Consider the following 19,158-nt stretch of genomic DNA (forward strand, 5'->3'; position numbering starts at 1 on the left):
GGACCAGCTGGGCTGCCAGCCGGCCCTCCTCGCGGCCGCCGACGGGCCGGTTCCGTTCGGGGAACTGGTACAGGCGACACGGCTGCCGGCGGTGGGCCGGGCCCACGCGGTTCAGCGCTCGGTGGCGGTCGCGTCGTAGCCGGCAGGGGAAGTGGGGGGCGAGGTGGCGGTGCCGTGGTCGGTGCCGGGGGTGTCCTTGGGTTCCGTGATGCCTTCCATGCACCGACGGTATCGGGCAGGACGGACACGTGGGGTGAGGACGCGGCTCGGCGCCCCCTGGGGGTGCCGCCTCAGGGCCGGAACTCGTGCGAGTACAGGCCGCGTTCGCCGACGGCGACGAGCCCGCGGCCGTCGGGCAGCCAGGCGCAGGAAATCAGCGGCGTCTCGGCGCGGACGCTGGCGACGGTCCGGCCGGTGGCGGCGTCCCAGACGCGGAGCAGGGAGCCGGCGGTGGCGATCCACTTGCCGTCGGGGGAGACGGCGAGGCCGTTGACGGGGCCGTCGGGGTCGGCGACGGTGGTCAGGAGAACGCCGGTGAGCGGGTCCCACTGGCTCACGTCTCCGCTCAGGGACGTGGTGAGGAGGCGGCTGCCATCGGGTGTGACGGCGAGCCCGGTGAGTTTCTCGTTGCGGTGGATCTGGACCTGGCGGCCGGCGACGGCGCGGCCCCCCGCGAGGCGGACCACCTGCACCAGGGACTCGGCACCGGTCCGGCCGGACCGCGGCCGGTGGCGCAGCACGGCCAGCCAGGTCCCGTCAGGCGCGACGGCGACGGTGTGCGCCCGGCCGTCCGCACCCCACGGACCCGGCACCGTGGCGGTCCGGACCTCCCCGAGACGGTTCCACAGCTGGAGCGCTCCTGCGGAGTCCGCGACGGCGAGCCACCTGCCGTCGGGGGCGACGACGAGGGCCTGCGCGGTGGTGGAGGGGCCCAGCGGGAGGACGGCGGGGTCCACGGTCGCCGACTGGCCGATGGTCTTGATCTCGACACCGTGCAGGTGGCCCGCCGCGTACCAGCCGCCGTGCGGCGCGAAGGCGACCGGCCCCTGGTACTCCCCGTGACGTGACGACAGGGGGCTGCTCCAGGTGTCACCGTACGAGTCGCAGAGCCGGGTGCTGCCGTCGCGGTGGGCGACGGCCAGCCACTCGGCGTCGCCGACGACGGTGACCGTCCGCATTCCCTCGCCGTCGCCGGAGCGGATCCGCTCCGGCCCCCTGCTGTCCCAGACCCGTACCGTTCCGTCCTCTCCGGTGCTGATCACCCGGCCGCCGTCCGGTGTGACCGCGACGGCGTGGACCGGGCCGGTATGGGCGGTGTAGCGGGCGCGGCACTCCCGTGTCCGCCGGTCCCAGACCGCGACGGTGCCGTCCTCGCCGCTGCTGACCAGCCACGTGCCGTCCGGTGAGACCGCCACCGCGGTGGCGGGGCCTCTGTGCGCGGAGATCTGCGACGTGTGGTGGGGCGGCGTCTCGTCCCAGATCTGCAGCACGCCGTTCGCCTCGGCGGAGACGATCCAGCTGCCGTCCCGCGCGATGGCGATGGCGTTCACCGGAGCCCCGGCGGTGGGACCGCGGTCCTGCACCTGGGCGAGGTCCCAGGACATCAGCCGGACTCGCCGGCGGCCGCCGACGGCCAGCCACACACCGTCGGCGGAGAACGCCACGCAGGTGTGCTCGTCACCCTGCTGGACGTTCTGGGCGAGGTGGTTCCCGCTCCAAGCCCATGTCTCCAGAGTGCCGTCCGTGGCGACGGTCGCGATCTGGCTCACGGAGGCCGCCAGGGTCCGCACCGACGCCCGGCGGCCCCCGACCGGCCCGAGGGTTCGCGTCGGCGGGGTGGCCCGGTCGGAGGTCCAGGTGTGGAAGTTACGGCCCGGCCCGCCCGTCACCAGCTCGGTGCCGTACGGGGCGACCGCGAGGACCCTGAAGCGTCCGGGGCCGCGGACGTCCACGGTGAACTCGCCGCCGCTCTCCGGGTCGAGCCCTCGGGCCATCCCGTCGGCTCCGACGGTGATGAGCGACGTGCCGTCGGACCGGACCCCGACGGACCACACGGGTCCGGTATGGCCGAGGAAGGTGCGTAGCAGCGCCGGTTCGGGCAGGTCCGGGGGGGTACTGCGGTTGCGCAGCAGCGGCCGGGCCGCGATCTCGGGGGCGGCCTGCCGGCCTGCGATCCGGTCGCGCCACAGCGGCAGCGACTCCAGGCGGCTGTGCAGGACGTTCGTCAGGAGCTCGGGCGGGTCGGTCGGGGTGAGGAGGTGGGCGGTTCGGGTGAGGTCGTCGGCCAGCCGGGCCGCGTGCCGTGTGGGGACGTCGAACAGGTCGGCCCAGGCCGCCATGGGGCCGCGTTGGTGAAGTCGGGTCTCGATCCAGCGCAGGTCGCTCGCGACGCGCTCCGCGTCATCCGTCCGCCCCGCGGCGAGCAGGTGCTCGATCGCGTGGTCGAGGACGTATCCCTCGGACGACTCCCAGGGACGGGGGCCGAAGGCATCGGCGAGCGTGCCGTGCAGCGCGGTCGCGGCCGGTTCGCCCAACTCCTTGTGCAGATAGTCGCGGAGCACGTCGTGGATCGCGACGCGGCCGCCGTGGTCAGGGGTGAGCGAAATCAGGGAGAGCCGGTCGAACGCGGCGCAGAGCGCACGGCTTTCGTCCTCCGTCAGACCGCCCGTCGCCGTCCACAGGCGGGCGATCAGCGGGACGGGGATCGACTCGTCCTCCGCGAAGACGGACAGCTCCGCGAGGCGCCGGTCACTACCGGGCGGCAGCAGGGTCCGGGCCGCCTCCACCGTGGCCCGGACGGCCTGGGCGCGGCGGGCCGGATCGTCCAGGTCGAGCGTGACCGGGTCCGAGTCGACCACGGCGGGGCCGTGCGCGACGAGCCCTCGCAGGGTTTGCGCCGCAGCGTGCTCCGGATCGGTGCCGGTGGCGATGCGGCTGCTGATCAGCCGATTGGTGAGGCGCAGGAGCAGGGCCCAGCGTCCGGTCGCCTCCAGGAGGTCGCGGACGAGGGGTTCGGGGAGAGCGGGCAGGTCCCAGGTGAGGACCGCGCGGGCCTGGGCGGGGGACATCTGGTCGACGCGGACGCGTTCGGTGCCGCGCGGCAGGGCGCCGGGGACACGGGTGGTGACGAGGCGGACGCAGCGGGCGCCGCCGCGCAGGAAGGGGTCGAGTTGTTCGGCGTCCCAGACGTCGTCGAGGAGGAGCAGGGTGCGGGGGCGGCGGTCGAGGAGCCGGCCGAGGTGGTCGCCCGCCAGGCCCGGGTCGTCGAAGGCCGTCGTGTCGCCGGTGACGAAGCGGGTGGCCTCGGCCACCTTGGCGGCGATCGCCGCCCGGCTGCGGACGTCACGGCCGATCGTGACGACGTAGATCCGGCCGCGGAAGTGCCGCCGTACGCGCGGACTCGCGGCCACCGCCCGGGCGAGGACCGTCTTGCCGAAGCCGCCGGCGCCTTCGAGGGCGGTCGTGATGGCGACGGTACGGCTGCCGCGCCGGGTACGGCACACCGCCTTGACGGTGCCGGCCCGTTCGGTGCGGTCGATCACCCAGTCCGGAACGGTCTGCGCGGACGGGGTGGGCGGATCGTCGGCGACCGCGGCGGGCCGCTCCTGCCGCCAGGCCAGGACGACGGCCACGAGGATCCCGGCGACGGCGAGTCCGGCGACCCACCACCACGGCTGCTGCCGGATGCGGTCGAGCGCGCCGGGCCAACGGTCCTCGGACGTGGCGGCGTTGGCCGCGAGCGAGGCCAGTACGGCCACGGCCGCCGCGATTCCGGCGAGCGATGCGCCCTTGACGGCACCGCGCACGTGCCACCTCCCTGTCCTGACTGCCTTGACGATAGCCAGGGGGCGGGGCGGGCGTCAGCCGGTGGCGGCAAGTACCGGCCGGGATGCCCGTGCCAGGGCCTGGTCGTAGCGGCGCAGGATCAGCCGGGCGAGGGCCGGGTGGGGGCCGAGGGGGGCGAGCCAGGGGGCGGCGGCGCGGCCGGCGAAGAGGCCGCGTGCGCTGGTCAGCCGTTGCCGCCCGGCAGTAGGCAGTCTGGCTCACCGTCGAGCCGCGTGATCAGTGGCTGTTTGAAGGCGACGGGGTTCCCCTGAAGATCACCAACAGCGTCGCTTCTGTGGTTCGGCCACGCGGAGTGAGGGGGGAAGGTAGCGGGTGGACCAATCCCGGTGGCGAGAATGAACGGCGGTCAGTCTCCCGCCTCTGCTGCCGACCGCTTGCTGAGGAACTGCTTCGCTGCCTCAACCGATTCCCTGTTGAGTTCCTCGAAAGGGACTCCCCAGCTCCCCTCCCAGCCGTCCAGGTTGTGCGCGCAGCGGACAAGGGGTTCCAGCTCTTCGGGGTAGCCGAGGTCGTAGGCGATGTCTGCCCAAATGAGGTGGGTGCCGACGACGGGATCCAGGGATCCGTCGGCTATCTGACCGGCGATCCAGTAGGCCATCGCCCACTTCGCGGCCCGAGGGTCAGCGGGCGGGTGGAAGAGCAGTCCCAACTCCTCCAGCACTTGGTCGAAGAGTGCCGAAGCCTCGGGTTCTTCGCTCCGGAGGAGACCGGCCAGCGTAGCGAGGGACTGGCTCTCAACTCCGGCAATCAGCGCGTTCAGCCCTGCCTGAATGAGCTGGTCAGACCCGAGACGTGCCTACCGAATGTTCTCTCGCGCGCGATGTGGCTGACCTGTTTGAGAGCGTCGTCGCAGGTCGTCACAGTCTTCTCGATCGACATCTGGGAGAAGGAGGCTCGCACATGCGCAGACGGTGCTGCCATCGAGTTCCTCCGCCTGGTTCGGTGATCAGGACATGAGAACCCTCTTCCGCAGGAGGGCGAAGCCCGCGCGACCGAACATCTGGCGCTTGAGCATCTTGATGCGATTGACATGCCCTTCGACTACGCCCCAACTCCAGGGGACGGTGAGGCCGGCGGTGACGGCGTCACGGTCGCGGTCGATGCCCGCGGCGAGCGTGTGCAGGCCGGGAAGGTCCTCTTGTCGGACGGCGTCGAGCCAGCCCGGCAAGCGCTCGCCCTGACGCTCGGTGAGCATGGTCGCGCAACACCGGACGTGCTTGGTGAGGGCCTCGATCCCGGGGCAGTTGGCCCGGACGTTCTTCAGGTGGAGGTGTTCGGTCTCGGAGAGGGTTTCCGGGCGGCGGAGGACCCACCCGGCGACGGCCCGGGGCGAGGGCGGACGGGCTGTCACGAGCCGCGGTGAGGTGCGCTCCTGGCGGAGGTAGGCGCGAACGCGCTGGTAGCTGCCCTGATAGCCGAGCGGGACGATCTCTTCCCACAGTTTCTAGGCGTTGCTGCGGCCTTCATTCCAGCGGTCGTCGAGGTAGGGCTTGTACTCGTCGAGGACGGAGGCCCGGGTCTGCCACTGACCGGTGAAGAGGTCTTCCGGCCGGGCAGCGTCCGCGTACCGTTTGACGGTTCGGCTCGTCATGCCGAGCTGCCGCTGGATCGCGCGACGGCTATGCCCTGCCTCGACCAAGGCATGGATGGTGGCGTGGACGGTTCGGGTGCGGTCGGCGAACCGGTGGCCGGTCGGCCACGGAGAGCCGGACGACTCCTCGGTCGGGCCGGTCTCCGCCTCGGTCGGTTCAGGCGTCTCGGGCACCAGGACTCGCAGACATTGCTGGTGCTGGGCGATGCTCCGCTCGGCGGCCTCGCTGAGGTTGTGCCAGAGGTGCCACCGGTCCGCGACTTGCACGACCTGCGGAGCACCAACGCTGGCTCCTTCGGCGAAGAACGGTGCACGGTCCCGGCAGACCACCTCGATTCCGGGCCGCTGGGCCAACCACGCGGCCAGGCTCGATGACTCCCGGTCGGGCAGCAGATCGACGGGCCGGCGGGTTTCGATGTCGACGAGGACGGTGCCGTAGTGGCGGCCCTTGCGGGTGGCGTATTCGTCGACGCCGACCACCCGTGGAGCGGGCACTTCCGGCTCGGGAAGCGCGTCTACCAGCCGCAGGACGGTGCTGCGACTGACAGACACACCGACGATGGCGGCCAGGCGGGAGCCGGCCCGGCCCGCGAGGGCGAGACCGATCGCGGCCAGGGTCGAGCTCAGCCGCTCGGTCCGCTGGCCGTTCTTCGGGTCAGGCCAGGTATCTGCTCGACGAACGTGCGACGTCCGCACTCGGCGCTCCGGCAGGTGAACCGGCGGACCCGCAGCTGGAGTACGACACTTCGTCCCGCACTCGGAACATCAGCAGGAAACCGCAGGTAGGAACCGTGAACCCGGGCAGACCACGCTCCACAACCCGGACACGAGGCACCCGCGGCCATGCACCGCACATCAACACGCACCATCGCGATGCTCACGTCTACCGACAGCACCGCGACGTCCGCGATCGACGGGAACAACAACTCATCCAGCCGGAGCAAGATCTCATTCACAGCACCGAACTCTCAGCCCAGTCACTCGCGCCACTGCTCGTTTCGAGGCAACTTCCCGAGGTACCACAAGGGCTTCAGTCGTCACTCACAGTGCTCGGATCACACAACCTGAGCCAGAACCACTTCACGTGAACGAAGCCACGGATCGCCAGGGCGTAGCGGCTGGACACGGCCGCTCCTTAGAGGTTGTTGTCTTTCCGGGCTTGAGGACTGCGTTATCGCTGGTCAGACATAGGGTCGACGGTCTCGTGGCAGCGGTGACGTGTCGTGTCGTTGCTTTGGTGGAGGTCGAGGATGCCGTCGGTCGTGGGACTGTTGGAACAGCGTGAGCTCACCGCTCACCGCTCGCCGTCGTGTCGACGATCTGCGGGAGGAGGCCGACCGCCTCCAGGCGGAGCTGGCCGTGGCTGAGCGGGAGTGGAACGAGTGGGTCATCGCCCGCTCACGCGTTGGCGAGGTACTGGCCCCGGGCAACGACGCCGTCGTCGGCCCCGTCGCCTCCGAGGGTCTGCCGGCTCCCGGTGTGCAGCCGGCGCGGCCCGAACCGGCGGAGGCGGCGAAGCCGAAAACAGTGGTGCCGGTGTGGCGCGCGGGGCTGGCCTGGTCGGCGCTGTCGGTGGACTACCAGTGCATCCTGCAGGCCCTCAGCGACCGTAACCGACTCGGTCAAGGAGCCTTGACGTGCCAGGAGATGGCCGCCTGCTTCGGCCTGACCCCGTACCGGGAAAGGTGGAGGCACTGCGATCGAAGGCCAAGCGGCTGACGGCGCGCGGCTGGCTGATCGAGCCGGCACCTGGCCGATTCACGCTCGCGAAGGACGTGGCCGGGCAACGCGGCGGGTCATGAGCATCGTCATCGACCAGTAGACCATCGCCTCCGCGCTGGCGATGGAACGCTCGAAGTCGCGCACGAGACGGCGACTTCGCATCAGGTGGGCGAAGAACCGCTCGACGATCCACCGCTTGGGCAGCACGACGAAGCCGCGCATGTCGTCGCTGCGTTTGACGATGGCGAGGACCAGGGCGAGGGCCGCGAGGCAGTACTCGACGAGGCTGCCGGTGTATCCGCCGTCGGCCCAGACCAGGGCCAGCAGGTGGTGCGCGGCAGCGACCTGGGTGAGCAGGACCTGGGCCGCGGCGCGGTCGCCCACATCCGCTGCGGTGACCATCACCGCGAGCAGCAGGCCAAGGGTGTCGACCACGACGTGCCGCTTGCGCCCGTTGATCAGCTTGCCGCCGTCGAAGCCGCGGCTGTCAGAGCCGACGACCGCGTCCGCTTTGACCGACTGCGAGTCGATCACGCCCGCGCCCGGCTCCGAGTCCCGCCCGGCCCGCTCGCGGACCAGGCGGCGGAGCCGGTCGTGGAACTCGCGGACCAGATCGTGGTTGCGCCAGCGCCGGAAGAACGCGTAGACCCGGTCCCACGGTGGGAAGTCGGCAGGCATGGCCCGCCACTTCGTGCCGTTGTCGACCAGGTAGCGGATCGCGTCCAGCATCGCGCGGTGGCAGTAAGCCTCTGGTTGCCCGCCCCGGCCCCGCAGCCAGCCCGGCACCGGCAGCAGTGGCCGGACCACCGCCCACTCGACGTCCGACATGTCGGTGGGATACCGACGCTCGCGCGCCCCGTGGTCTCTGGCGTTCCCGAACCTGTGAGCCAGACAGTCACACGCGAGAGTGGCTGAAGTGGACCCCACTCCCGCGTTGCCGTAGAAACGTGACAACAGGGCCTCCTGGACCGCACGTTGGCTTTGACACCCTTCGAGCTATCAAGAGGCCCTGCTCTCATGCACGGCAGCCGCCGCAGTCACCCGATCGACTGACTTCTCGACGAGATCGGGACGACGGCAGTCGCGTCGCTTCTCGTGATCGCTGGGACGGACAAATTCGCACTGCCCTCCAGGTAGACGGTCGGCTTGGTGACGCCCCGAGGACGCCTCGCGGGTTTGAGCCCGGTGCCGCGACTGACGAACCTGGCGAAGAGTCGTGTCTTACCGGCTCGAGACGCGGCCAACAGCCCCCGCTACGTCCTACTTTTCCTCCGGCTCCCAGGCGCGGAGTAGGTCGAGCAGCCCTGCGTCTCCGTCAACGTGCAAGGAGTCGGCCTGGATCCGGTCGTACAGGTAGAGGACCAGCTCACTGGCCGTGCCGTGGACGGAGGCGCCGGCTGCGTCCGAGTCTTCGCCGGTCGCGGCGGTGGGCGCGGGGATGCGGGTGGTGCGTGCGCCGTCGCCGTCGACGGTGAGGCGCCAGGAGCGGCCCTCGGCGGCGTGGAAGTCGAAGGCCGTGGGCTTGTGCGGCCAGGCACTCGGCGTTGCGCAGACGGTGAACAGGAACTCCTCCACACCGTCGAGTGCCAGCTCGACCGGCAGCGGCTGCGGGGCGCCCCCGGCGAGCTGGGCGTCGTAGGTGTGCACCGCGGTCTCCTGGACCCGGTGCCGGGCGGTGCCGTCGGCGGTCTGCGGTGACTGCGACGCGGGCCACCACGTCCAGCAACCGCTCTCCGGTCCCGCCGCGCGCAGGGCGCCCAGCAGAAGCTGCGTCGACGCGTCCAGCCAGGCCAGCAGGGCCTCACGCTCCTGCGGCACTTCCAGCGCGGCGCGCGCGGCGACGGCCTCGGCCGGGGGAGCGTCGGCGGGCCCCGCGCCGACGATGGCGGCCCAGAAACGGTCTCCCCCACCCAGGTGCTTCACCAGATCGAACAGCGTCCACCCGGGGCAGGTCGGCACCTGCGCGTCGAGACCGGGCGCGGCGGCGACCACGGCGCGGAAGGCGGTCGACCGTTCATCGATCAGTCGCAACAGGTCAGGGAACTCAAGGTTCTTTTCCACGCCGGTTGTCTATCACCGTGCTCCGGTGATCGGACAGCGATTTTCACGGTCGCCGCCGGTTGGCCATTGCGGACGTCCTCGCCTCCCGCCGCTCGGGTGACAAGCTGCGCACTGCTGCGAGGACGCTTGTGGTGGCGGTACGCCAGGCGTCGTGCCTGTGGGTGCTCTGGCCTCGCCGTGCGGCCGGGCACCTCGGCGACGTGACGTCCACCCGGTGCGCGCGGTCATGCTGCCGCTCGATGTGATGGACGCGGAGGTCACGATGGCGGGGAGGACCGGTCGGGTCTGGAGTTCAGGTGACTCCCGTTCGACCAGCACTCCTCAAGTTCGGAACAACAACAGCCACTACTGTAAGCGGCGGGCGGCGACGATCGCGGCCGCGCGGGACATGCCCGCACCCGTGCGGGGAACAGGTGCGTTCAAACCGGCCGTACGGCCGCTCGCGTAAGGACGCCGCCGTCAGCTGGCCGCTGTCGCGCTCGCTGGCCAGCCGACGCCGGAGGCGGGGAGTGTCCTCGAGGCGTCCACGGCGTTGGTGTCGTCGTGGAGCTGTTGGAGCGGGCGCTGTCCAAAGCCGAGGAGCAACGCCGATCAGGTGGCGGTGAGCGCCTGCAACCTCGCGGACGAGGTCGAGCCGGATGACTGGAGCATGGCGGCCGCCGATGACGCCCTGGTCGCCATCGACACCTTGGCCGCCGCGCTCGCCCAGGTCGATCCGGAGGCCGGCGAGGTCCTGGCTGCGGTGACGGCCGCGACGGCTACGGCCCGCCGGCGCCTGGGCCTGCCAGTTGACACCGAGGCGGAGTCGGCCCCGGCTCTTGTGGCCCCGGCCATCTCGTTCGCGGGTCTCGCGTACGGACGTGTCCGTCAGCCGGCCGCCGTCCCGGGCTCGGGGCGGGAACGGCGGGGTGAGGTGGGGCCATCGCCTTGCGGGGCGGGCTCTCCGGTGTCGTTCGTGAAGGCCCCTGTTCTCGTATGGCTACGGCGAACGGACATGTAGCGCAGGGTGATGCTCGGGCTGGGTCAGACGCGGGAGGCCAGCGGTAGAGCGATTGGCGGTAGCGGCAATTCCGCTTCGAAGTCCGCTTATCGGACTTGCGGCACCTGATGGCTCGCCGGAGTGCTGCCGCAGTAAATCCGGCATCTACTGCGGCAACTGGGGTCTTCGACGAGGACATCCTGGAGGCATCGGTCAGTTCGGGACGAGAGTAACGAGGCTCAGACCTCTGGGCTGACTGGGGAGTAGAGTCCGCACGTACGTTGATTTTCCGGGCGACGGCCAAGCGCCGCCGCAGATGGTGCGGGAGCGACCCTGATGAGTTCGGGGTCGCCTGATTGGTATGCCCATCATGATGATCCCGGAGATCACGAAATGACTGCTCAGAACCACATCACCTATGACGCGTTCGTCGAACTCGCCGTCGCTGATCCAGCTGTCGTCGGTCTTGTCCTCAAGGGCTCCCGGGCTCACGTGGGGATGACCACCGAGCACTCCGACCACGACCTGTACGTCGTTCTCGCTGATGACGCGACAACCGACCTCACCCGGTTCACGGGCCACCGCACCCCGAAACTCGACCTCGTCGTCCTCTCCCTCGACGAGTTCCGCGCCGCCGGAATGCCGGGCTTCGAGCGCTACGCCCTTGCCCGCGCCCGAATCGTGCTCGACCGGCTCGACGGGGCCATCGCCCAGATCCTGGCCGAAAAGGCACGGCTCGACGCCGACGAAGCCTTCCGGGAGGCGGACGAATCGCTCGACGCCTACGCCAACTACCTCTACCGCTCGGTCAAGAACGACCGCGACGGGCACACGCTCGCGGCCCAGCTCGATGCCGCCGACAGCATCCGGTTCCTGCTGGATCTACTCTTCGCACTGGACCGTCGCCCCCGCCCCTACAACAAGTACCTGGAATGGGAGCTCGCCCGATTTCCGCTGCCCGGATGGGACACCGGACCGCTGCTCGACGCCGCGGACCGCATCGCGGGAACGGGCGACGTATCCGCACAGCGCCGCCTCTTCGCCCAGGTCGAGGCAGTGGCCCGGCAGGCCGGGCACGGCGCGGTGCTGGACGCCTGGGACGAGGACCTGCACCTGATGCGACCGCAATAGAAGCGCGGTGTGAGAGCTCCCGGCCTCCGGGGACCAGGAGAAGCGATATCGCCGCCCTTGATCGCCTTGGCGAACAGCTCCCGGGTGACCTCCCGTACGGCCAGGTCCAGGCCCTCCTCCTCCTGCGGTAGCAGGGTGCGCCGCAGCCGCAGCTCCAGCAGCGCCTTCAGCAGGGTCAGCCGGCGTCGGTGGGTCTCGGCGAGCCGGGACTGACGGATCGCCGCGTCGACGGATCTCTCGCGAACCCAGACACGGCCGGCAGTCTTCCACCGGTTCGCGGGCCGGGACCAGCCCGCCGTCACCCGAACGAGCAGTTACGCGGCATCCTCGATCTCGGCCCGCAGACGCTGGGTCACGGGCGTGCGCTGTCGACCTGAGGGGCGGGCTGCTTCGGCGCGGCGGGTTCTTTTGCTGCCGATTCGAGCGCGAGAAGAACGAGCCCGGCACAGATCGGGATGTAGACGAGGGTGTCCGCCGACTGCCACGGCTCGCCCAGGAACGTCAGGGAAACCAGCACCAGCAGCACCGGCTCGACGTAGCTGAGCACCCCGAACAGGGAGAACGGCAGGACACGGCTGGCGGTCAGGTACAGCGCGAACCCGGCGGCGCTGAGAAGCCCAAGCAGGACAAGTCCGGCGATCAGCTGTGGGCGGTGGATGACCGTGCCGAACGACGGCTTGGCCGCCAGGACGAAGACCGAGAAGGGGAGCATCGCGCTGAGCTCGAAGAGCTGGGCTGCGGCGGAGTCCAGGGCGAAGGCGCGTCGGCTGATGAAGTAGAGCGGAAGCCCCAGTGCAACGAGCAGGGTGGGCCAGTGCAGCCCGCCGGCGACGACTACGGCCGCCGTGACTCCCGCAGCGGCGCAGAGCACGGCCGCGATCCGCCAACGGGAGAGCTTCTCGTGGTAGACCGCGACGCTGACCACCACCATGACCAGCGGCAGGATGAGATAGCCCAGAGAGAGATCGAGGCCGTGCCCGCTCTGGGGCGCCCATCCGAAAAGCCACAGTTGCAGCCCCAGGAGAGCGGCGTCCACGACCAGGACGCCAGCCAGATGCGGTGTTGCGCGCAGACGGCCGACCAGCGCCGCGGCTTGGTCCCACATCCGCGCCGCGCAGAAGAAGGCAGCCAGGAAGGCGACCATAGCGATGATGCGGTATCCCAGGATCTGCTCGGGATCCAGCGGCAGAAGGTGCGGGGGGATCATGAAAATGATCCCGAAGATGACCGACGCTCCGACCGAGGACAAAATCCCGGACGCAGGGACGGAGGGGGTGCGTGCGTTCATGTGAGCGTAGGGACTTTCCGGGAGGCGGGGAGCGTGAGATGCCCTGGGACCGACCAGCGGCGACCTCCAGCGTCCCCTACCTCGTTGGTAAGGACCAGCGATGAATGATGGAGCTGATTCATTAGGATTTGTGGATGGCCTTGTCTGATCTCCGCCGCCTGAGGATGCTTCGCGAACTCGCCGAGAGGGGGACCCTCGCCGCCGTGGCCGCCGCGATCGGCTACAGCCCCTCGGCGGTCTCCCAGCAGCTGGCAGCACTGGAGCGGGAAGCCGGTGCCCGCCTGGTCGAGCCAGCCGGACGGGGAGTCCGGCTCACCGACGCCGGAAAAGTGCTCGCCCGTCACGCCGCCGTCCTGCTGAACGTCGCCGAAACCGCCGAAACCGAACTGGCGAACCTGACCCAGGAAGTCCGCGGCAGGATCCGAGCCGTGGGCCTGCAATCGGCAGCCCGCCGGCTACTCATCCCCGCGCTGGTGGAAGTGGCCCGTTCGCACCCACTCGTCGAGGTCGAGATCACCGAACTCGAACTCGAAGTGGCCCTGCCCGAGCTGCGCCTGGGAACCGTCGACCTTGTCATCAGCGACGAGTACGAAGGCTATCCCCGCCCGCGCCCCGACGGCGTGGACCATCACCTGCTCCTGCGCGAAGGGACACGCCTGATTCTGCCGGCTGGGCATCCACTCGCCGCCCGCCCCGGGCCCGTTGCTCTTTCCTCGCTGCGCCACGAGGTATGGGCTTCCTCAAGCAGCGGTACCGGACACCACGCAATGATCATCGGGACCTGCCGGGCGCACGGAGGATTCGACCCCGACCTCCGACACCGATCCAACGATGCCGACGTCCAGCTCGAACTCGTCCGCAGCGCAGGCGCAGTGACCCTGCTGCCCGACCTGACCCTGCCAGCCGCAGACCCGCGCCTGGCCATTCGCGACATCGCCGGTACCAGCCTGACCCGACGGCTCTACGCCGTGATCCGCCAACAGTCCCAAACCTCACCAGCGCTCAGCGCCTACATCGAAGCCCTGCACCAGCAGAGCTGATCCTGCCTGCGCCTGAACGTCGGTCGCTGGAGTGATCTCCGCGGGTCATACGGCTGAACGGCTGCCACCGGCCGAGATACCGATGCGGGTGGGGTGGACGGGCTGCCGGGTGAGGCGGCGGGTCATCAGCGTGACGGCCGCGAGGGTGACCATCGCCTCGGAGCGTTCGGGGTGGGCCTCGTAGTCACGGACAGTGCGCCGCGCGTTCGACAGCCACGCCAGGCTCCTCTCACCTCACCTGAATCGTATGCGCAGAGCATCCAACGGGCACTGACAGCGCCCTCCCCGCAGACCGCACAGGAGAACCGCATTCGGACTGACACCCGAAAGGTTCCCGCCTGTCGGCAAACGGTCCTTTGGTGACAGGCCGCCCGCCCGTCCAATGAACCCTGTGATTCCGGGGCCTGACGGCGGCTCGGATCCAACCAGATCCGATGGTGATTGCTGACAGGGTTTGACGACAGATGGGGTCCGATCCGCCGCACGGAAGGGGCCCTCGATGGCGAACCTGGTCTACAAGCGGGTCTCGACCGACCAGCAGTCGACCGCCCGGCAGAACCTCGTCCTGGACGAGGCCGGGGTCAAAGACCCGGTCGTCTTTGAGGAGGACCCGGGCACCTCCAGCCGCCTCCACCCCCTCCAGCGGCCGAAGTTCCGCGAACTGCTCACCTACGCACGGCCGGGCGACACCGTCCACATCTCCGAGATGTTCCGCCTCGTGCGCGGCACCGGCCACATCCTCGACGTGCTCGACGTCCTCCACCGTGACCAGGTCGCGCTGCGCATCCACGACGGTGCGTTCTCCGCGATGGACCTGACCGCTCGCCACCCGCGTACCGGAGAGCTGCTGTCCACCGTGAAGTCCATGGTGCAGACCCTCGCCGCCGCCGGCGAACTCCAGCGCGACCTCCAACGCGAGCTGACCTACGACGGACTGCGCGCCGCCGAGGTCAAGGGCAGCAAGGGCGGCCGACGCCCCGCTGTGGCGGCCGAGAAGACCGACGCCGTGCGCACCGCGTACCTGGAGGGCCGCTCGAGCGCCGCCCTCGCCCGCGACGGCGGCGTCAGCCGCAGCGCGATCCGCACGGCCGTCGCCGACCTCATGCCCGACCACGCCGCCATCGAGGAGGACGTCCCGGCCTCGGAGCTGCCGGTCACCCTTGATATGCCGGGCAAGGTCGCCGACTTCCTCCGCGCGGCCGACCTGGAGCCCGCCGAGCGCGCCGTGCTCGACCAGAGCGTGACCGTACGACGAGGCCAGGGCTACACCCTGCGCGTCAGCACCGTCCCGGCGGTACACCGCCAACTCCTCGACCGCTGCCAGCCGCTCGACAACGCCGCGGCGATCCCGGCACAGTGGCCCAGTGCAGGTCCGCGTGTCCGGTGGTGTGCTCGTGGATCCGGGGCGGGTCGACGCCCAGGAAGGAGCGGAAGTTGCGGTCGATCCACGACTGCCGTACGGCCTCACGCTCGGTCGGCGCCGCGGCAAGCGCACGCGATGCGCCGCGCAGGTCCCGCCACCAGGTGTCCGGCAGGTCGGGGTCGCGGTCGAGCACGGGGCTGCCGGCGACGACCGTCGGTGTGGTGATGAACTCGGTGAGCTCGGCCCGGTACGCGTACGAGCCGTGCGTCCAGTCCATAAGGTTCCGCAGCCGGGGACGCGGGACCGTCCGGGGCACTGCGGCGTCCGCCAGGGCGGTCCCCTCCCACAGCCGTCCACCGGCCTTATCCGACAGTGCGGAGACGACACGCAGCCAGCTCGTGCCGACGCGGCGCCCGAGCGTGCGTCCCTGCCACCCCCACACCTCCGGGCCCGACGGCGTGACGTGTAAGGCGCGGGCCGCGACCGCCAACGCGCCGCGCATCCGCGTGACGTCCTCGGCAGCTTCCGGGGCGGTGAACACCGGTACGGTCATGGTCCGTTCCCTCGTTTCGCGTCGTTGTGCTCAACGGACGTGAGCAGGTGCCTGTCACGGCCCGGACCCGCGGGCATCGGCCCCGGGACGCCAGCCGCTCCTCGTTCTCTCCAGTAGGACGCCGGGTCAGAACAGAGCACTCTGCTCTGCCTCCGTGCCCGAGGGCGGCCGTTTGGGCTGCAGTCCGGCGGCCGCGTCCAGTTCGAGGAGCGTGCGCCACCGGCCACCGGCACACCCTTCCTCCAGCAGTCGGGCCAGCACCTGGGCGGTGACCTCGACGTCCGGCATCGCCCGGTGCCGTCCGGCCGGCTTGGCGATGCCGTAGTAGCCGAGCAAGCTGTCCAGCCCGTAGGAACCGAGCCCGGGCACCACGGCCTTGGCCAGACGCAACGTGTCCAGCAACGGTGTTGCCGCGAGTACGGGACAGTGCTTTGCCTGGCGGGCGATGATCCCGGCTTCCGTGGAGGCGTGATGGGCGACCAGCCGATACGGCGGCGCGGTCAGGCGCGCCTCAAGCCGGGCCATCACCTCGGCGGCCGGCGCCGCCGAGGAGAGCATCTGCTGGGTGATGCCCTTGAGCTGGACGTCCATCACGGTCACGGGCACGTCAGCCGGCGGACGCATCAGCTCCTCGAAGCGACCGACTTCAACCAGCCGCCCGCCCATGGGGCGCAGCGCCAGCACGGCGACCTCGACAGGCTCGGCGGGCCGCCCCGCCGGGGTAAGGCCCTCGAAGTCGATCACCAGGAGCGTTGTCCCGGCGAAGTGCGGATCGTTCATCAGTGCCTTCACGACGTCCCCTCCTGCCAAACCGCCGCTGGCTTCTTCCCAACAGGGCGTTGTGCGGAGCGGAGCCGGGCCAGGGTGCGGTGGCCGCGTTCCACCAGCTCGGGGTCGCTGTGGGCGGCGCCGTAGGAGATGCCGGAGACGGCGTCCAGGACGGACAGGACCGTGAGCTGATCTTCTTCCTCCGGGGTGAACGGGCGGCCGTAGCCGTCCATCACGGCTTGGAGGAGGTCGGGGCGGCCGTGCCACGCGTCGGACAGCCGCACGAAGTCCCGTACGGCCGGCCCGTCTTCCGACCGCTCGAAATCGATCACGTACAGGGCCTCGGCGGACCCGTCCCAGCGCAGATTGCGCAGCTGGAAGTCGCCGTGCGTGGGCACCACGTCCACCCCGGGCAGATGAGCGGCCTTCTCGGCCATGGTGCGGATGAACTCCTCGTCCCCGGGCGTGAGATGGGGCCGAGCTCCGTCCAGGTGCCGCTCCAGCTTCCCCAGGGGCAGCATGCCGCCGGCCGGCCGGGCCGGGGCGCTGGTGTGGATGGCCGCCGCGAGCTGCCCGATGCGGCGGAAGATCCGGCGCTGCTCCTCGGGCGGGTACGTGGCGCCGTGCAGGGACCGGCCTGCCACCGCGGTGAGCACGACGGCCCGCAGCTCCGCATCGGCGGCCACCAGCCGGGGCGTGGCCGCGCCGAGCCCGGCGACCCAGCCGCGGAGCGCGGCGACTTCGCGCTGGTGGAAGCGGTCGCTCTGGTGGATCTTGACGTACCAGGTGCCGCCCTCGGCGCCGCGCGCCCGCCATACGCGGCTCTCCGTACGTGCCCAGGAGACATCGCTCCAGGTCGTGATCCGGCCCACCGCCTGTTCGACGAAGGCGCGCACCGCGTCCGCCGGGAGGGCACTGCGGTCGGCGTGGCCGGGGACCAGGGCCAGCCGGTCGGCAGCCGGGTCGTAGGCGATCGCGTCGCCGGGTTCCTGGAAGTGCAGCGCGACCGGCGCGCCGGCCCGGTAGGCATCGATTCCGGCTCGGCAGTAGGCGACCATCGGCTCCGGGAGCCCGTCGAGCGCGAACCATCCGATCGCGTCGCACTTGTCCGTCTCCACGACCCGCGGGGTGCCGCTCCAGCGGCGGACCTCGAAGAAGATCCCGACCCTCGCCTGACCTTCCGGCGGCCGGTGGTGCACCGTGACCGCCGCCCGCACGTCCGCCGCATCCACGACGAGACCGGTCTCCTCCAGCGTTTCGCGTACAACGGCGTCGACGACGGTCTCGAGCTCCACATGTCCCGATGGCGCGTGCCACAGACCGCTCGCGTACATGTCGGCGCCGGCCCGCCGGGACAGCAGCACTTCCGGGCCCCGATCTTCGTCACGGACGGCGAGCAGGTGCACGTCCACCGGCACGGTGTGCCGCCCGCCGCTCACGCCTTGCCTCCCGGACGTCGGGCCAGCAGCACGGTGAACACCGCGTCCTCGACGAGGCCGCCGCCCTCGCTGTGCCGCTCCAGCAGTTCCAGGGCTTCGGCTTCGAATCGGTCGTGACGGTCGCCGAAGAGGTCCGGGCGGGCGAAGCTCGTGCTGCGCAGGTAGCCGAGGACCTGAGCCGGCGACCAGACACGGCGGACAGGCAATCGGCGCTCGGTGACCTGGCTGAACGGCGACGTGGCGAGGTCGTCCTCGTACCGCCGACCCGGTCCGGCATACACGCCGGCCGTGCCCGCGCGGCGCTCCTCGCCCAGGTAAGACTGGATCAGCTGCTTGAGCGCGGCCGTCCAGTCCGCCGGGTAGGTCCACAGGCTGCCGTCCCCCATGATCGCCACCGTGGCCTCGGGAGCGGTGACACGGTCGGCCATCTTCAGGACGGCGGACCGGTCCATCCAGTGGAAGGACCGCGCGCAGGTGATCAGGTCCGCCCTGTAGCCGTCGGACGGGGGCGTGAAGTCCTCGGCCGCCACCGGGTGGAAGCCGGCCGGACGGCCGCCCAGCAGGGGTTCGAGAGCGGCGGCGGCCTGGCGGAGCATGTCCTGGTCCGGGTCGACCAGGTCCACGCGGTCGATCCGGGGAACGGCCGGGAGCAGAGCGGCCGGCACCTGGCCCGTGCCGGAGCCGAGGTCGAGGAGGGCCGGGCGGTCGGCATTCCGCATCGTGTCGGCGAGGAGCGAGACGGCCTCCGGCGGGATGCCGGGGCGGTGGCGGGCGTAGTCCGCCGCCGTCGACGTGAACAGCCCCTTGGGCTCCTTCTGCGGTGGGGTGGTCATGCGTCCTCCAGCAGTTCCCGCAGCGCAGCGGCGTCGGCCTGCAGCTGTGCCTCGTCCTGGCGCCCGTTGCCGAGGACGTCCCAGGGCAGCGGCCCGCCCGGCGCCGGGTCGGTGTCACCGGCGTACCGGGGGCAGATGTGGCTGTGCAGATGGGGTACGACGTTCCCGAGGGTGGAGAAGTTCAGCTTGACCGGTTCGTAGAAGGCCGTCAGGGCTCTGCCGAGCGCGAGGGTGTCGCGCCAGTAGGCGGCGGCGTCGGCTTCGGACAGGTCGGTGGGCTCGGCCACGTGCGGGGCACCGCGGTGGATGAGCACGCAGTAGCCGCGCAGGCGTCCGCTTCGCCACAGGTAGGCGTTGGCCACTTCACCGCGGCGGAGCAGGAGGCCCCAGCCGATGTCGTCCGCGGAGTAGTCGTTCGCGCACATGGGACATCCGTCGCCGGCGCGGTGGCGGAGGAAGGTCTCGGGCCAGCCGAACGGCACGGCGGGGCTGACGGCTTGGGGGTGAAGAGGGTTTGGTGGCTGAGGCACCCGTACTCCTTGTT

General features: G+C 70.7%; 17 protein-coding genes and 2 pseudogenes. 5 read left to right on the forward strand and 14 right to left on the reverse strand.

Features of this window, described 5'->3' with window-relative positions; all coding sequences use genetic code 11:
- Positions 1-290: 290 nt before the first annotated feature.
- The 6 genes and pseudogenes from OG580_RS35660 to OG580_RS35685 form a co-directional block, all read right to left on the reverse strand.
- A complete protein-coding gene (locus OG580_RS35660; RefSeq protein ID WP_267047797.1) occupies positions 291-3,806 on the reverse strand; it encodes an NB-ARC domain-containing protein in 3,516 nt (1,171 codons plus the stop codon).
- Positions 3,807-3,860: 54 nt separating this feature from the next.
- A pseudogene (locus OG580_RS35665) lies at positions 3,861-4,007 on the reverse strand (sirohydrochlorin chelatase); the annotation flags it as partial.
- Between the two features lie 185 nt (positions 4,008-4,192).
- Complete coding sequence (locus OG580_RS35670; protein ID WP_267047798.1) at positions 4,193-4,507, reverse strand: hypothetical protein; 315 nt, start codon at positions 4,505-4,507, stop codon at positions 4,193-4,195.
- 285 nt (positions 4,508-4,792) lie between these two features.
- The gene (locus tag OG580_RS35675; RefSeq protein ID WP_267047799.1) at positions 4,793-5,197 is read right to left on the reverse strand and encodes a transposase; all 405 of its coding nucleotides are present in this window, start codon (positions 5,195-5,197) and stop codon (positions 4,793-4,795) included.
- 93 nt (positions 5,198-5,290) lie between these two features.
- Positions 5,291-6,133, reverse strand: a complete 843-nt coding sequence (locus OG580_RS35680; protein ID WP_267047800.1) for a transposase — start codon at positions 6,131-6,133, stop codon at positions 5,291-5,293.
- Positions 6,061-6,306: a transposase family protein gene (locus tag OG580_RS35685; RefSeq protein ID WP_323182697.1), complete on the reverse strand. Its 246-nt coding sequence runs from the start codon at positions 6,304-6,306 to the stop codon at positions 6,061-6,063. Before OG580_RS35685 ends, OG580_RS35680 begins: the two co-directional genes overlap by 73 nt.
- A gap of 412 nt (positions 6,307-6,718) precedes the next feature.
- On the opposite strand from OG580_RS35685, the gene OG580_RS35690 reads away from it, so the two are divergent.
- Positions 6,719-7,156, forward strand: a complete 438-nt coding sequence (locus OG580_RS35690) for a hypothetical protein (protein WP_267047801.1) — start codon at positions 6,719-6,721, stop codon at positions 7,154-7,156.
- 39 nt (positions 7,157-7,195) lie between these two features.
- Here the strand turns inward: OG580_RS35690 and OG580_RS35695 are convergent, their stop codons facing one another.
- Positions 7,196-7,987, reverse strand: a complete 792-nt coding sequence (locus OG580_RS35695) for an IS5 family transposase (protein ID WP_267047802.1) — start codon at positions 7,985-7,987, stop codon at positions 7,196-7,198.
- Positions 7,988-8,419: 432 nt separating this feature from the next.
- Positions 8,420-9,220 (reverse strand): maleylpyruvate isomerase family mycothiol-dependent enzyme, encoded by an 801-nt coding sequence (locus tag OG580_RS35700; protein WP_267047803.1) that lies wholly within the window; start codon positions 9,218-9,220, stop codon positions 8,420-8,422.
- A gap of 601 nt (positions 9,221-9,821) precedes the next feature.
- Between OG580_RS35700 and OG580_RS35705 the strand changes: the two genes are divergently transcribed.
- On the forward strand, positions 9,822-10,220 hold the full coding sequence (locus tag OG580_RS35705) for a hypothetical protein (protein WP_267047804.1): 399 nt from the start codon (positions 9,822-9,824) through the stop codon (positions 10,218-10,220).
- A 372-nt stretch (positions 10,221-10,592) separates the two neighbouring features.
- Positions 10,593-11,330: a hypothetical protein gene (locus tag OG580_RS35710; protein WP_267047805.1), complete on the forward strand. Its 738-nt coding sequence runs from the start codon at positions 10,593-10,595 to the stop codon at positions 11,328-11,330.
- A 352-nt stretch (positions 11,331-11,682) separates the two neighbouring features.
- Here the strand turns inward: OG580_RS35710 and rarD are convergent, their stop codons facing one another.
- Complete coding sequence (gene rarD / locus OG580_RS35715) at positions 11,683-12,618, reverse strand: EamA family transporter RarD (protein ID WP_267047806.1); 936 nt, start codon at positions 12,616-12,618, stop codon at positions 11,683-11,685.
- A gap of 134 nt (positions 12,619-12,752) precedes the next feature.
- On the opposite strand from rarD, the gene OG580_RS35720 reads away from it, so the two are divergent.
- Positions 12,753-13,658, forward strand: coding sequence for a LysR family transcriptional regulator (locus tag OG580_RS35720; protein ID WP_267047807.1), 906 nt, complete (start codon positions 12,753-12,755; stop codon positions 13,656-13,658).
- Positions 13,659-13,703: 45 nt separating this feature from the next.
- On the opposite strand, the pseudogene OG580_RS35725 reads toward OG580_RS35720, so the two are convergent.
- Positions 13,704-13,889, reverse strand: a pseudogene (locus tag OG580_RS35725) (hypothetical protein); the annotation flags it as partial.
- A gap of 268 nt (positions 13,890-14,157) precedes the next feature.
- Here OG580_RS35725 and OG580_RS35730 point away from each other — a divergent pair.
- On the forward strand, positions 14,158-15,246 hold the full coding sequence (locus OG580_RS35730; protein ID WP_267047808.1) for a recombinase family protein: 1,089 nt from the start codon (positions 14,158-14,160) through the stop codon (positions 15,244-15,246).
- Positions 15,247-15,700: 454 nt separating this feature from the next.
- Here OG580_RS35730 and OG580_RS35735 read toward each other — a convergent pair whose 3' ends face one another.
- From OG580_RS35735 to OG580_RS35750, 4 genes are read right to left on the reverse strand one after another with little or no spacing between them, the layout of a single operon-like run.
- On the reverse strand, positions 15,701-16,366 hold the full coding sequence (locus OG580_RS35735) for a PolC-type DNA polymerase III (RefSeq protein ID WP_267047809.1): 666 nt from the start codon (positions 16,364-16,366) through the stop codon (positions 15,701-15,703).
- Positions 16,363-17,781, reverse strand: coding sequence for a phosphotransferase (locus OG580_RS35740; RefSeq protein WP_267047810.1), 1,419 nt, complete (start codon positions 17,779-17,781; stop codon positions 16,363-16,365). Before OG580_RS35740 ends, OG580_RS35735 begins: the two co-directional genes overlap by 4 nt.
- Positions 17,778-18,614 carry a class I SAM-dependent methyltransferase gene (locus tag OG580_RS35745; RefSeq protein ID WP_267047811.1) on the reverse strand — a complete coding sequence of 279 codons (837 nt, stop codon included), beginning with the start codon at positions 18,612-18,614 and terminating at the stop codon, positions 17,778-17,780. The genes OG580_RS35740 and OG580_RS35745 overlap by 4 nt, the downstream gene beginning before the upstream one ends.
- Complete coding sequence (locus tag OG580_RS35750) at positions 18,611-19,144, reverse strand: HIT family protein (RefSeq protein ID WP_267047812.1); 534 nt, start codon at positions 19,142-19,144, stop codon at positions 18,611-18,613. Before OG580_RS35750 ends, OG580_RS35745 begins: the two co-directional genes overlap by 4 nt.
- Positions 19,145-19,158: the final 14 nt, after the last annotated feature.

Origin of the sequence: Streptomyces sp. NBC_00094, from assembly GCF_026343125.1 — a bacterium.
GTDB lineage: Bacteria > Actinomycetota > Actinomycetes > Streptomycetales > Streptomycetaceae > Streptomyces.

Excerpts from the sequence above, each read along its gene's own strand:
- OG580_RS35685 (WP_323182697.1), bottom strand. The coding sequence starts at position 6,306 with ATGGTGCGTGTTGATGTGCGGTGCATGGCCGCGGGTGCCTCGTGTCCG.
- OG580_RS35695 (WP_267047802.1), bottom strand. The coding sequence starts at position 7,987 with ATGTCGGACGTCGAGTGGGCGGTGGTCCGGCCACTGCTGCCGGTGCCG.
- OG580_RS35710 (WP_267047805.1), top strand. The coding sequence starts at position 10,593 with ATGACTGCTCAGAACCACATCACCTATGACGCGTTCGTCGAACTCGCC.
- rarD (WP_267047806.1), bottom strand. The coding sequence starts at position 12,618 with ATGAACGCACGCACCCCCTCCGTCCCTGCGTCCGGGATTTTGTCCTCG.
- OG580_RS35720 (WP_267047807.1), top strand. The coding sequence starts at position 12,753 with ATGGCCTTGTCTGATCTCCGCCGCCTGAGGATGCTTCGCGAACTCGCC.
- OG580_RS35730 (WP_267047808.1), top strand. The coding sequence starts at position 14,158 with ATGGCGAACCTGGTCTACAAGCGGGTCTCGACCGACCAGCAGTCGACC.
- OG580_RS35745 (WP_267047811.1), bottom strand. The coding sequence starts at position 18,614 with ATGACCACCCCACCGCAGAAGGAGCCCAAGGGGCTGTTCACGTCGACG.